A 13,483-nucleotide genomic window follows, 5' to 3' on the forward strand; every position below is an offset into this window, starting at 1 on the left:
GGATACCCTCACAATATACGAACGTTATTTTTACGGGAATTGAGTCGAGATAACTAGATTATATGAAAAAAAAGATGAAAAGTTAACGTTTGTCAATCGTTTTCCTGCGATAAGTTTGATACCATCCTTGGTGCCGCGGTCCCAATCGGGCTGTGGCTATAAACGCTTAATGAAACGAAGGAGGAGAATATGCTAAGGCGTTCAGTGAAAATCCTGCTGTGCATGGCGATGCTTCTGCTGCAGCTGGATTGGGTCGCGGGATATCGTCATGCGTTTGCGGCACCGGCCGCTGCACCGAAGCTTGTGGCCGGGTACTATCATACCGCTTCGCTCGTAAGCAGCGGTGAAGTTTATTCGTGGGGGTATGGAGACAGGGGACAGCTGGGTAACGGCACCTGGAGTGCCCGCACGACGCCGGTGATGGCGAAGGGGTTGAACCATGTCATCGACGTTCACACCGGCGTTCGCAGCACTATGGCGCTTCGGAGCGACGGTACCGTATGGACCTGGGGATCCAATGAGAATGGGCAATTAGGAATCGGGACGGTAACGGATATGAACGTGCCTGGCCAGGTGAGCGGGCTGAGCGGAATAAAGGCCGTTTCCGGAGGGCTTGGCTATCACAGCATGGCGCTTTCCGAGGACGGGAGCGTATGGACTTGGGGGAAGAATGACAACGGCGAGTTGGGCAATGGAACGACGTTACAACAAAATACTCCGGTTCAGGTCGCCGGTCTGAACGATGTGACGGCGATTGCGGCAGGCGGTTACTTCAGCCTTGCCTTGAAATCCGACGGCACCGTATGGGCTTGGGGAGTAAACGGGGACGGGGAGCTTGGCGATGGGACGACGACGGATCGGTACGTTCCGGTGCAGGTTGCCGGGCTGACTGACGTCATGGCGATCGCCGCCGGAGGCTCCCATAGTTTGGCCGTTACGCAAGACGGCACCGTATGGGCATGGGGAAAAAACACATACGGCACGCTTGGGGATGGCACACGAACCAACCGAACAAGACCCGTGCAAATTAAAAACTTGCAGCATATCGTTGCCGTTGCGGGCGGAGGCTACCACAGCCTTGCCCTGGACCGGACGGGAAACGTATGGAGCTGGGGGGATAACAGTCAGAGGCAGCTTGGCGTGGGCTCGAATGCATCCAGCCTCATTCCGGTCCCGGTGTCAGGCATCGAGCATGTTCGGGAAATTGCGGCAGGCGGTTTTCACAGCGTGGCAATGAAGAAGGATGGAACCGTCTGGGGATGGGGCTTTAACGGCGGAGGACAACTCGGGGACGGGACATCCAGCACCAGGGATACGCCGACGCTGACGAAGGCCGTACTGGATACAACGCCGCCGGATCCAGGCAGCGGGACTCTGAATCCGGACAGTATCACGACGGACTCGGTTGCTTTGCAATGGCCCAAGGCTGTGGACAATATGACGGAGCAGCACGAGCTGCAGTATCTTTTATATTCATCAGGCAGCCCGAATATCGGGGACGTCAGTCAGATGGAGAAGAACGGTAAGCCGGTCGGAAGCTATGCGGCGGATCAAACCGCCCTTGTGGTGAACGGTCTTTCTGAAGGCACGGACTATTATTTTAATGTCATTGCCAAAGATGCTGCCGGCAGAAAAAGCAGCTACCGTATGGTAAAGGTGACAACGAAATGGCCGAACCTTTACTCGTTAACCTATGACGGCAACGGACACACCGCAGGGAATGTTCCGGTAAGCAGCGGTTTGTTTGCCAGAGGAGACGAGACGTTGGTGGCGGATAATACGGGACAGCTGCGCAAGGATGAATTTGTCTTCGAAGGCTGGAACACGGAGCCGGACGGCAGCGGGAGCGATTATCCGGCCGGCAGCAAGCTGACATTCGGTACACAGGATGTCACGCTGTACGCCAAATGGAAGCCGCTCCCGTCCCCGACCGAGCTTAGGGCATTGTCGTATACGCCGTCTCATCATTCTGTCGGAGTGGAAAAAGACGTGCCCCTGCGAGTGGTATTTCAAGAAGAAGTGACAGCTGTCTCGGGCCGATTGATTACGATCAGGCAGAGCCCGGATTCGCATGTTGTGGAGACCATCGACGCGGCCGATGCAGGGAGAGTAACGATTCTCGGCAACACGGCGATTATTGATCCGCTGAACGATTTCGATGAGGGGATGGCTTATTATGTCGAGATCGATCCGGGGGCTTTTACCGGTAATCTTTCAGGTGCCTCCTTTGCCGGGATTCAAGGGGCCGATACATGGAGCTTTACGGTGAAGGAAGCTGCGGTTCCGGCGTACGACGCAAGCCTGCAAGGTTTGCGCTTTGAGTCATCCGAAGGCGAAGTCGGTCTTAGCCCTGCATTCGATCGATATCACTATGATTACAAGGCAGCTGTTCCAAAGGAAACGAATCGGATCACAGTGACGGCGCAGGTGTATGATGCGAGGGCGACGGTTGCGGCCAGCGTGTACGGCGTAGCCGGAGATTTGGTGTTCGGACCGATCGATCTCGTCTCCGGGCAAAAAAGCCCGGACCTTCCCATTGCTGCTGGGAACCATGTCATCGAGGTGGTTGTTACGGCGCCCGATGGTCAGCAGCAGAAATATAGAGCGGCGGTGACGGAAGCAGCGTCAACCGGGGGCGGCGGAACTCCTGAAGCTCCTGGAGGCTCGGCGCCAGATTCGGGCCAAGGGCCGGCTTTGCCGAGCCAATCGAACCATGCCGCACCTTCGGAGAATCGCGTGAAGATCAGAGTTACCCTAAACGATGAGTCACAGGAAGGGATGGTTGCTGGTTTGTCCCATGAGATAAATGGACATACCGTCGTATCGATGAAATTGGATACGGCTAAGCTGGAAGCCCGTTTAAAGACAGTGGACTACAAGCCGGTAATCATTATCGCGCTGGATCAGCCTGCGGATCAGGTCTCCCTGGAGGCAAGCGGAGAAGCGATAGATCTGCTTAGCGCCAAGCAGGGAGCCGTTGAAATCCGATCAACGCTGGGCCATTTCCATGTTCCTGCAGCCGTGATGGCATCGTCTCGCTGGCACGAGCCGGACAATCCGAAGCTGCCGTTAGCGGCAGATCAAATGTCGGTGACCTTGAAGATGGCTGCTACCGATGCAGCTAAGGCAGAAGCCGTTAAGAAGGCTCTATCGGAATCAGGGGCTGCTCTGGTCGGTTCCCCAGTCGATTTCGATATAACAGCGAAAGCGAAGGCCCATGATAAGCCGCTTGAGCTGAAGCGATTCCCGCAATATATGGAGCACCGAATCACTTGGCCGCAGGGAATGCCGGGCCGCATCACGACAGCTGTCGGAGTGGATGACAACGGGGAATTATACCACATCCCGACACGCGTTGAACCGAGGAAGGATGGCAGCGTTGAGGCCATCATGCACCGTTTGGATGCAGGAACCGTTGCTTTCGTTGCTCATCAAGCGAATCTTGCCGATGTTACGTTTCATTGGTCCAACGATGCGGTGAATGATCTTGCCTCACGCATGATCCTAAGCGGAAAGGGGAGCAGCGAGGATGGAGCTGGAGCGGGCTCAGGTGCAGATCATGCGACGCTCCATTTTGCGCCGAACGCTCAAGTGAACCGTGCCGAATTTGCCGCCATGATCGTGAGGGCTCTCGGCTTGCCTGAGGTGAAGGGTGAAGGCTCCGCGTTCCAGGATGTCCATGCAGGCGACTGGTACAGCGGCGTCATTGCACAAGCTGTGCAGTATGAGCTGATCCAAGGGGATGCGGTCGGCCGTTTCCGGCCAGATCAAGGCATTACGCGTCAAGAGGCTATGGCCGTTATGGCCAGAGCGATGAAGCTGGCAGGATTAACGACTGTAATGAATAAGAAGGAAGCAGATATTGTTCTTGACGGTTACAGAGACCTTCAAGACCTGTCCGATTGGGCCAAACCGGCAGCGGCCGTCCTTGTGAACGAAGGGATCGTCTACGGAGCCGACGATGCGCTTAAGCCGCTTTCGAAGCTGACCCGCGGCGAAGCGGCGGCGATGCTGCAGCGGTTATTGAGGGCGGCGCAGCTCATCGATTGAGATGCCTTTGAAGTAAGCTTGGATTCGGGATCAGTTGTTGTTTCATAGGCTGCTTCATTTTAATGGAAAGGGGATGCCGTGTCAGGCATCCCCTTTAGCATGAGGCCAATATCTAATTCTTCACGAAAGACTTTATCTTTTTGCTCAGTTCAGCTTCATCAAGAATTTGGGTAGGTTTTCCGGAGGATTGTTTAGAAGCAAAGCTTTTATCTTGAATATCTAGAAGCTCATTTTTAATGAATGCCTGTCTTTCAACTAGTTGATCCCCGATTACTTTATACATGTTTGATTCTTCTCCAGTGATCCAATATAAGTCAGGATACTCTTGTGTTATTGGTCCCACGGCTTTTTTCAGGAATAAAATGTATTCCTCATTCTCATTAAATATAGGGTTATCATTAAACAATATTTCATCGGTACCCTGCTGCATAATCTGGATAGATTCCAGCTCAACCTTCACATCGGATTTCTGAGTTTCTAATATCTGAGCATTAAATACCGTTTTTGGTACAGGCTCATTCAATTCTCCTGACTTTTTTCCTATTCTAACTTTGGCAATTAAATCAGATCGGTTAACTGCCTCTTCAAAAGGAAAAATCTGAATTTGACCATGCACAGATTTCGGTTTTGATGTTGATTTATCGATCCTCTTGTCTGCAGATGTATGGTCCGTCTGTGTAGCGATATTTGTTGAACCTTGTTTACTATTAACTGTACCCGTTGAATAGATCACCCCGCCAATCAATACGAAAAATGCCAAAATTATAGCCAACCATTTATTTTTCATTGAAATTCTTCCTCCTAAATGATGGGGGAGTTGGAGAGTTTTCTCCCTCTTTTCATGAATTATAAAAATCACTACTAAATAATGATCGTTCATATTCTTAATGCATAACAACTCATAAATGTTGCAAATAAAAACCATTTTTTAACTTGTATTTAATTCTCGTATTTAATTAAGAAAGGTTTTAGCTGGGACTAGATGCAATAATTGTGGTGGTCCTCTAAACAAAATCCATGGTCCTATGGTAAAGGAAGAAGTCCAAGTCGTGGTCTATTCTCCAATAAATTGCCTTCCTCTAGTACGGCCGAAGGTCTGGATGTATCTCTGCTTTGTACGATATAGAAATAATAAGGAGCGGTTGAATGCCGGCTGTTTTGAAAAATAATGCGCTTTCACCCTGGTTCTATGGTAAAAACGACTGATCAAATGTTGGCATTTTCCGAACATTAATGACATTTTTATTAAGGAATGTTCTGTGATATATGCAGTTTTCGACCAAATTTTTGCTAAAAAACACATTAAACTACATAAAACGCTAAAATTTTTGTTTTGACATCTGCTTGTCTATACCCTAGGATAATAGTATAAAACGTGCTCACTTAGGAGGATAAGCTCAGGACATGAAGAAGACATGGTCAATTCTATTAACACTCGTACTCTCCGTCGGACTGCTGGCAGGCTGCGGCAGCAATGATAAGTCGACCGACAAAGGTGCCGAAGCTGGCGGTGCTGAAGGGTCTAAAGATAAGAAACGCATTGCGCTCGTTCTTCCTGAGAAGATCGGCGTGAATCCATTCTTTGCCTTGATGGACGAAGGCTTGCAGAAAGCGGCTGCCGATTTCGACGTGGAAGTGAAGACGATCGAATCGACGGATCCGGCCTCGATCGAGCAAAATCTGCGCACCGCCGTGGCAGAGAAATATGACTTGATCATCACAACCACATTCCAGATGGAAGATGCGCTTAAGAAGGTTGCGCCGGAGAATCCGGACGTACCGTTCGCGATCATTGATACCGTTGTCGACTTGCCGAACGTTCGCAGCGTCGGATTCCGCGAGCATGAGGCGGCTTACCTCCTTGGAGCGGCTGCCGGATTGGCAACGAAAACGAACAAGGTCGGCAATGTCGTGGCAGACGATATTCCGATTATGCACAAGTATATCAAGGGCTTTGAGGAAGGCGCGAAATCCGTCAACCCGAATGTCGAAATCTTCGTTAACTTCGTCGGCGGATTTGACGATCCGGCGAAAGCGAAAGAGCTTGCGCTCCTGCAAAATTCCAAAGGCGCGGATTTCGTAGCAGGCATGTCCGCCGTAGGCGACCTAGGCGTATTCGAAGCTGCGAAGGAGAAGGGCTTCTACACGTCCGGCCAAGATACGGACAACACCGGCACCGATCCCGAGCATGTTGTCTTGGCTCAGCTGAAGGGAACGGACGCCGTTGCGTACGAGACGGTCAAAGACTTTGTGGAAGGCAAATTTTCCTTTGATGTTCGCGAGTATGGCTTGAAGGAAGGCGGCGTAGGCCTCACTTATGTCACGCATGAGAGCAAAACTCCGCTGAACCCGTTCATTGGACAAGACATTGTAGACCAGCTCAAGGTGATTTCTGACGATATAATCGCTGGAAAAATTAAAGTAACGAACGCATTGGAACAAAACTAGTTCTCACCTGGACCGGCTGCGCATAGGGCAGTCGGTCTTTTATTCAGAAGCGAAAGGAAGGCATAACCGACATGCTACTCCAGATGGACAGTATTACGAAAAAGTATGGCGAGTTTAGCGCAAACCGCGGCATTGATTTTTCGCTGCGCGCAGGTGAAGTTCATGCGATTGTCGGAGAGAATGGTGCAGGTAAAACGACGCTGATGCGGATTTTGTACGGGATGGAGCAGCCGACCTCGGGTACGATTCGTCTGAACGGCAAGGAAGTGTCCTTTGCCAGTCCCTTGGATGCCATACAGAGCGGAATCGGCATGGTGCATCAGCATTTCATGCTGTTTCCTTCCTTTACGATCGCGGAGAACATTGTTATCGGCAACGAACCGGGCGCAGGGGCCGTCTTTGACCGGAAGCAGGCCGTGAAGACGGTGGAAGAGCTATGCGAAAAATTCGGGATGAAGGTGGATCCGCAGGCGATCGTAAGCAGCACCGCTCCCGGCGTGCAGCAGCGGGTCGAAATATTAAAGGTGCTTTATCAAGGGGCGGACATCATTATCCTGGACGAGCCGACGGGGGTTCTCACACCGCTGGAGGTCCAGGAGCTTTTGGAGGCTATAAAACAGCTGTCGAAGCAGGGCAAAAGCTTTATTCTGATCAGTCACAAGCTGAATGAAGTGCTTGATGTGGCCGACCGCATTACCGTCCTTCGGGACGGAGCGGTGACGGGCGTGGTGGATAAGCATGCTACCGATGCGCATGAAATCTCCCGGCTGATGGTCGGACGTGAGCTGCTGGAGCTGGATCGCAAGCCGATTACGCCTGGAGATAAGGTGCTGGAGGTAACGGACCTTTCGCTGCGCGGCACAAAGGGCAAGCCGGTGCTGGATGCGGTTAGCCTGAGCGTCCGCGCAGGCGAGATCGTAGGAGTAGCGGGCATATCCGGCAACGGACAATCCGAGCTGCTTCAGCTCATCTCGGGTCTGGCCCAGCCGGACGGCGGCCGGATCGCCGTCGCTGGCAAGGACGTTACGGGCAAGGCACCAAGAGATATTCGGGAGAGCGGTCTTGCGCACATCCCGGAGGACCGTTACGTGTGGGGGGCCAACCGGACGGCCACGGTGATGGATACCGGACTGATGGGTCACCATCGTCGGCTGCAGAAGAGCGGCCTCCTCAAGCTGAAGGACATCCGTGCCCTCGTTTCGGGATGGGTGCAGAAATTCTCGATTAAGACGGGCTCGCTGGAGACGAGCACGCAGTATTTGTCCGGGGGCAATCTGCAGAAGCTGATTGTCGCCCGCGAGCTGGAGCAGGGCACGCCGTTCCTGATCGCGGCGGAGCCTACGCGCGGCGTCGACATTGGCGCCATGGAGACGATTCACGGCGAGCTGTTGAAACGGCGCGAAGAAGGAACGGGAATTTTGCTCGTGTCCTCTGAGCTGACCGAGATTTTGAAGCTCTCTGACCGGGTTTTGGTTATGTATGAAGGCCGGATCGCAGGCGAGCTGTCCGCGAAGGAAGCGACGGAGGAAAAACTGGGACTGCTGATGGCGGGAGGAACATTGCAATGAACAAATGGACAAAATTAACGCTTCCGCTGCTTCAGCCGGTCGCAGCCATCATCGTGGGTCTATTGGCTGGAGCGATTGCAATTATTATTGCCGGAGGCGACATTTTAGAGACGTATGCGGAAATGTGGAAAGGCGCGTTCGGAGGAATGTATTTCTTCACGAACACCCTCTCGCGGGCGACGCCGATCATTCTGATCGGATTAGGCGCGGCGCTTGCCTTCCGTGCGGGCTTCTTTAACCTTGGAGCGGAAGGCCAGATGGTGTTCGGGGCGCTCTGCGCCGCATTGGTCGGATTGTATATGCCTGGACCGGGCTGGCTCGTGTGCATTGCCGCTCTGCTCGCCGGCGTTATCGCAGGCGGATTATGGTCGGTCATGGCCGGATACTTCGATTCGAGATTCGGCGTGAACCTGCTGATCTCGACGCTGCTGCTCAACTATGTGGCAGTACTGTTTGCCGGCTATTTGGTTGCCTACCCGCTGAAGGACCGCTCAGGCTCAGCGGCGATGGCCCAGTCGGAGATGCTTGACAACAGCGTTTGGCTGCCGAAGCTGATCTCGGGCATGCCCCTCCACGTCGGGTTTGTGCTGGCCGTTCTCGCCGCTTTGATCATTTTTGTGGTGCTGAAGCGTACGGTGGTCGGTTATGAAATCCGGATGCTCGGCGGGAACCCGCTGTTCGCCTTGTTCGGCGGGGTGAAGCGGGGGCCGATGATGATCGGCGCTATGTTCGCAAGCGGCGGTCTTGCGGGTCTCGGCGGTGCTGTCGAGATCTTGGGCTCCCAGTATCGTTATATCGACGGCGCATTATCCACGGCGGATTATGCCTGGACAGGCATTATGGCAGCCCTGCTGGCCGGATCGAATCCGATCGGCACGCTGATTGCGGCGATCTTTCTGGCGGCGCTGCAGACCGGCGGCATGGGCGTCGAGCGGAATACGGAAGTGCCGCTTGAGGTGGGAGATATCATCCAAGCCGTTCTGATCCTGTTTATTTCCGCCCGATTCACATATAGCTTCCTGAAGCGCAGAAAGGAGAACAAATCCGATGGAACAGCTGTTTGACCTTGCCCTGATTAACTCGGCGCTCCGGGTGCTGACGCCGATTCTGCTCGCAGCCCTCGGCGGAGCCCTCTGCTCGCGCGTCGGATTGTTCAATGTCGGCCTGGAAGGCTTTATGCTGCTGGGTGCGTTCTCCGCAGTGGTTGGGAATTACTACTTCGGCAACGTGTTTTATGCGATATTGTTTGCGATTGCGATTGTATCGATCTTTTCGTTGATATTTGCCTATTTGAGCATAAACCTGCGGGCGAACGTCATCGTCGTCGGGATCGCCATGAATGCGCTGGCGGCCGGGCTTACCACGTTCAGCCTGCGGGCGATCTTCGATGTAAAGGGCGCCTTTTACGACAACACGATGGTGGGGCTGCCGAAATGGAATATCCCCGTCATTGAGGATATTCCCGTGATCGGGCCGATTTTGGCGGGATTGACGCCGCTTGTGTACTTGTCATTTTTGATTGCGGGTTTGATGTGGTACTATTTTTATCGCACGAAGAGCGGATTCCGCTTCCTGGCTGCGGGTGAAAATCCGCTGGCGGCCAAGAGCGTCGGGATTCGGGTAGCCCGTTATCAATACGGCGCCGTACTGGCTAGCGGCGTGCTGTGCGCGCTTGCGGGTGCGCAGCTGTCGCTTGGACAAGTGACGATGTTTACGGAGGGCATGACCGCCGGTCGCGGCTTCATCGCGCTGGTTGCCACAATGCTGGGCCAATCCGGCCCGCTTGGCGTAACGGCGGCAAGTCTGCTGTTCGGGTTCATGGATGCGCTGAGCATCCGGTTCCAGGGACTGGCGCTGCCGACACATTTCACCCAAATGCTGCCGTATGTCGTTACAATCCTGGCGATGTTCTTCTTCAAGGATAAGAGCTTCCAGAAGGATGCGCTGAAGCAGGGCTCAAGCTCGCGATAAAGCTTGATGCCCCGGTGATCTTTCGGAAATGGACCCGAGACTTTGCATAAGGAGATGAGCGGAAGGTGCATAAGAAAGCGGAACGTTTGAAAAAAATGAAGCCGGTCGCGGCCGGCAACCTGACCGAGGAGCAGCGCGTCAAGCTGCCTCCCGGACAGACGCTGACCGAGAAGTTCCCCATTTTGCATGAAGGGGAGGTACCGGTTTATGACATGTCTGAGTGGACGCTGCGGGTATTCGGCGAAGTTGAGGAGGAGCGGATATTTTCGTATGAGGATATTTTGTCGATGAAGTCGGTAACGCTCCAAACCGATATTCACTGCGTCACACGCTGGTCCAAATTCGATACGGTGTGGGAAGGGGTTCTGTTTCGGGATTTCCTGAAGGAGCTGAAGGTCAAGCCGGAAGCCAAGTACGTCATGTTCCATGCGGATCCGGACTATGACACGAACGTGCCGATCGAGGACCTGCTGCGGGACGATGTGCTGCTTGCTTACCGCTTCAACGGAGAGCCGCTGACGGACAAGCATGGCTGGCCGCTGCGCACGGTTGTGCCGCATCGGTATTTCTGGAAAAGCGCGAAGTGGCTGCGCGGCATTGAGTTTATGGCGGAGGACCGGCCGGGCTTCTGGGAACGCAACGGCTTCCATAATGAAGCCGATCCGTTCAAGGAGCAGCGGTTTAGCGGCGAAGCGCTGGATATACCGGAAGACGAATGGACACGTAAGGAGTTTGATTGATATGTTGATGCCGATATTGCAAGTGAACTCTGAGGATATTCCCGAATTCGTCGTGGTCTGCGGCGATCCGAAGCGCGCGGAAGTCATCTCCCGCAAGCTGGAAGGCGCGCGCGAGCTGGCGTTCAGCCGCGAATACCGGACCTTCGTGGGGACGTACGAAGGCGTGGAGCTGGCCGTGACGAGCCACGGCGTCGGGTGCCCGGGGGCGGCCGTCTGCTTCGAGGAGCTGATTCGCGCCGGTGCGAAGACGCTGATCCGCGTTGGCACCGCCGGCTCCTACCGGGCGGATACGCCGGCGGGAAGCCTGGTCGTCAGCACCGCGGCCATCCGTACGGACGGGCTGACGAAGCAGCTTGTGCCGGAAGGCTTCCCGGCTGTGGCGGACAGCGCGGTCGCTGAGGCGCTGTACGAATCCGCGCTCTCGTTAGGCGAGGGCGTCGTCCGCAAAGGGATGACGGTGACGCTGGATGTATTCTTTAACGGGGTGGAGGAATTCCCCCATCCGAAATATAAGGCGGCCGGCGCGCTCGGCGTGGAGATGGAAATCTCGGCGCTTTATGTAGTGGCCGCCCTCCGCGGCGTCCGCGCTGGTGCGATCGTGGCGATCGACGGCTTCGCGGACGCGGATCTCGCGGCGGAGTATGATCCGAACACGAATGTCGTGTCGGATGCCGTGGAGCGCGAGATTCATGCGGCCTTGATGGCCGTTGCGAAGCTGGCGAAGCAAGGGTGATGGATAAAAGCCGGTTATTCCCGAGGCGTGGGAATAACCGGCTTTTTGATGGGGGCGCGGGCGGCGCTTTGCGGCGCCCCCGCGGGGCCTGACAAGTCCCGAAAAGGGACTTGCAGCGATGGAAAGCGCGCCCGCGAGGCCAACAAGTCCCGAAAAGGGACTTGCAGCGATGGAAAGCGCGCCCGCGAGGCCAACAAGTCCCAAAAAGGGACTTGCAGCGATGGAAAGCGCGCCCGCGAGGCCAACAAGTCCCGAAAAGGGACTTGCAGCGATGGAAAGCGCGCCCGCGAGGCCAACAAGTCCCGAAAAGGAACTTGCAGCGATGGAAAGCGCGCCCGCGAGGCCAACAAGTCCCGAAAAGGGACTTGCACATCAACCCGGGACACACCTTGCCAGCCCTGGCCCGCTTGTCTAGATTCGCCCCTTATGCTTTAGGCGGTTGAACAATGAAAAACGGTAACTTTTCAATGCCGACCGATCTCGCGTATGTAAACAATTGTCCCTTGTGGTGGATCTCATGGTCGACCATGTTGCCTAGCCAGACGGAGCCCGGGGCCACAAAGCCGTTAAAATCCAGCGGTTGCTCCAATTGGGCTTCCGTCAGTTCAGCAAAGCCTTTTTCCGTAGCATTGGTTGAGGCTTGAACGATCTCCCGGATATCGCTGATCGATTCGAAGCTTGTCGGGAACGTTGGCGGGGAGAAGGCCCCATGCTTGATCGATTGCAAAAACATATCGGAAGATGCAGCCATGTGGACTATCAATTTCCCTAATGTCATAGCATTCGGCCAAGGCTTATATTCCAGATGCTCGTCCCGTATTTCTTCAAGCAGCTGCTGCAGCACACCCCGATGGCGGAGCCATCGCTTTAACTGTTGTTCAGTTTCCATGTACATAAAAAGTCCCTCCTCATAATCGTCACAGTAGATTCGAACTGCTTCTGGTATTAACCTTGTTTGTCATATGGCCTGACTATGGCGCATGGGTGTAGTGGAGCAATAGTAAGTAAATTCGATAGTATGCATGAATATCCTTTATCTAGGCATGCTTAATAAGCATATAAAAGTGAAATGTCGAAAAGGATGATTCCCCATCCTTGCCTGGACCTCGTTTTCTAGTTCAACTTAGCCCAATGGAAAATCATGAAAAATAACTGTTGCAATCGGACATTCTTTCGCATATACTGATTTCAGTTAGTAATTGGTCAATCAATAATAAAAATTAAAAATTAACTTCTGAAAGGAGTGATTCCGTATGCCGCGCGAAGCCTCCGCGAACCGGCGTCAGGATATTGTTGCAGCAGCAATCGAGGTGTTTGCAGAGATCGGCTATTATCGTGCGACAACCGCACAGGTTGCCGAACGTGCAGCCATATCGCAGCCTTACGTGTACCGTTTTTTCACCAAGGAATCGCTGCTGGTTGAAGCGCTGGCCGTATCTTGGAAGCGGATTGTTCAAGCCTTCCGTCAGGTGATTGATTCGGCACCGTCCCAGGAGCTCGAAGAGGGATTGATCCGTGCTTACGAGGAGATCATGCTTGCTCATCGTAGTGAAATCTTACTGCAGATGCAGGCACAGACGATCTCGGATGCACCTGTTCGAGCAGCGATGCAGCAGGGAATGGGAGAGGTAAAGGAGCTGGTGGAGAATGCCTTCATCCATGCCGGATTTCAGGATGCGGATGTAAGAGTCTCCAATTTCCTTGCAAGGGGAATGCTCTGTAATGCTGCAATGGCCATGGACATGCCGAGCATCATGCCGAAGCGTTAGGGGTTGCCGATGGCAGCGGGAGATGGTAAAGGTGAGTGCAGCCCAGCACTTTACACCATGGAGGCATCAAAGCATCGAGCCGCAAGGTCTGCCATAGTTGCTTGAGAGCAAGCTACATTCACCGTGAATGCGCGCCCCGTACAGTGAGAGCACCAAGCTACGTTCGCCGGGAATGCACACCCTGTAGAGTGGGAGCACCAAGCT

Annotated in this window: 10 protein-coding genes; 8 read left to right on the forward strand and 2 right to left on the reverse strand. The window is 53.9% G+C overall.

The window, feature by feature from the left end; all coding sequences use genetic code 11:
* Positions 1-189 precede the first annotated feature (189 nt).
* A complete protein-coding gene (locus tag NST08_RS05875) occupies positions 190-4,050 on the forward strand; it encodes an RCC1 domain-containing protein (protein ID WP_007131264.1) in 3,861 nt (1,286 codons plus the stop codon).
* Positions 4,051-4,162: 112 nt separating this feature from the next.
* On the opposite strand, the gene NST08_RS05880 is transcribed toward NST08_RS05875, so the two are convergent.
* On the reverse strand, positions 4,163-4,837 hold the full coding sequence (locus NST08_RS05880; RefSeq protein WP_251536655.1) for a hypothetical protein: 675 nt from the start codon (positions 4,835-4,837) through the stop codon (positions 4,163-4,165).
* 617 nt (positions 4,838-5,454) lie between these two features.
* Here NST08_RS05880 and NST08_RS05885 point away from each other — a divergent pair.
* The 6 genes from NST08_RS05885 to NST08_RS05910 all read left to right on the forward strand — a co-directional run bounded on the left by NST08_RS05885 (position 5,455) and on the right by NST08_RS05910 (position 11,510).
* Positions 5,455-6,498, forward strand: a complete 1,044-nt coding sequence (locus NST08_RS05885) for a BMP family protein (protein WP_210095399.1) — start codon at positions 5,455-5,457, stop codon at positions 6,496-6,498.
* Between the two features lie 71 nt (positions 6,499-6,569).
* Positions 6,570-8,066: an ABC transporter ATP-binding protein gene (locus NST08_RS05890; RefSeq protein WP_210095400.1), complete on the forward strand. Its 1,497-nt coding sequence runs from the start codon at positions 6,570-6,572 to the stop codon at positions 8,064-8,066.
* Positions 8,063-9,130 (forward strand): ABC transporter permease, encoded by a 1,068-nt coding sequence (locus tag NST08_RS05895; RefSeq protein ID WP_077569504.1) that lies wholly within the window; start codon positions 8,063-8,065, stop codon positions 9,128-9,130. Before NST08_RS05890 ends, NST08_RS05895 begins: the two co-directional genes overlap by 4 nt.
* Positions 9,114-10,037 carry an ABC transporter permease gene (locus NST08_RS05900; RefSeq protein ID WP_007131269.1) on the forward strand — a complete coding sequence of 308 codons (924 nt, stop codon included), beginning with the start codon at positions 9,114-9,116 and terminating at the stop codon, positions 10,035-10,037. Before NST08_RS05895 ends, NST08_RS05900 begins: the two co-directional genes overlap by 17 nt.
* Before the next feature lie 65 nt (positions 10,038-10,102).
* A complete protein-coding gene (locus tag NST08_RS05905; RefSeq protein WP_007131270.1) occupies positions 10,103-10,777 on the forward strand; it encodes a sulfite oxidase-like oxidoreductase in 675 nt (224 codons plus the stop codon).
* A gap of 1 nt (position 10,778) precedes the next feature.
* The gene (locus NST08_RS05910) at positions 10,779-11,510 is read left to right on the forward strand and encodes a nucleoside phosphorylase (RefSeq protein WP_007131271.1); all 732 of its coding nucleotides are present in this window, start codon (positions 10,779-10,781) and stop codon (positions 11,508-11,510) included.
* Positions 11,511-11,934: 424 nt separating this feature from the next.
* On the opposite strand, the gene NST08_RS05915 is transcribed toward NST08_RS05910, so the two are convergent.
* Positions 11,935-12,405: a DinB family protein gene (locus NST08_RS05915; RefSeq protein WP_144871204.1), complete on the reverse strand. Its 471-nt coding sequence runs from the start codon at positions 12,403-12,405 to the stop codon at positions 11,935-11,937.
* A 358-nt stretch (positions 12,406-12,763) separates the two neighbouring features.
* Between NST08_RS05915 and NST08_RS05920 the strand changes: the two genes are divergently transcribed.
* Positions 12,764-13,279 (forward strand): TetR/AcrR family transcriptional regulator, encoded by a 516-nt coding sequence (locus NST08_RS05920; protein ID WP_144871206.1) that lies wholly within the window; start codon positions 12,764-12,766, stop codon positions 13,277-13,279.
* Positions 13,280-13,483: the final 204 nt, after the last annotated feature.

The organism is Paenibacillus sp. FSL K6-1566 (assembly GCF_038050475.1).
GTDB classification, from domain to species: Bacteria; Bacillota; Bacilli; order Paenibacillales; family Paenibacillaceae; genus Paenibacillus_AQ; species Paenibacillus_AQ lactis.

Excerpts from the sequence above, each read along its gene's own strand:
- NST08_RS05875 (WP_007131264.1), top strand. The coding sequence starts at position 190 with ATGCTAAGGCGTTCAGTGAAAATCCTGCTGTGCATGGCGATGCTTCTG.
- NST08_RS05880 (WP_251536655.1), bottom strand. The coding sequence starts at position 4,837 with ATGAAAAATAAATGGTTGGCTATAATTTTGGCATTTTTCGTATTGATT.
- NST08_RS05885 (WP_210095399.1), top strand. The coding sequence starts at position 5,455 with ATGAAGAAGACATGGTCAATTCTATTAACACTCGTACTCTCCGTCGGA.
- NST08_RS05890 (WP_210095400.1), top strand. The coding sequence starts at position 6,570 with ATGCTACTCCAGATGGACAGTATTACGAAAAAGTATGGCGAGTTTAGC.
- NST08_RS05895 (WP_077569504.1), top strand. The coding sequence starts at position 8,063 with ATGAACAAATGGACAAAATTAACGCTTCCGCTGCTTCAGCCGGTCGCA.
- NST08_RS05900 (WP_007131269.1), top strand. The coding sequence starts at position 9,114 with ATGGAACAGCTGTTTGACCTTGCCCTGATTAACTCGGCGCTCCGGGTG.
- NST08_RS05910 (WP_007131271.1), top strand. The coding sequence starts at position 10,779 with ATGTTGATGCCGATATTGCAAGTGAACTCTGAGGATATTCCCGAATTC.
- NST08_RS05915 (WP_144871204.1), bottom strand. The coding sequence starts at position 12,405 with ATGTACATGGAAACTGAACAACAGTTAAAGCGATGGCTCCGCCATCGG.
- NST08_RS05920 (WP_144871206.1), top strand. The coding sequence starts at position 12,764 with ATGCCGCGCGAAGCCTCCGCGAACCGGCGTCAGGATATTGTTGCAGCA.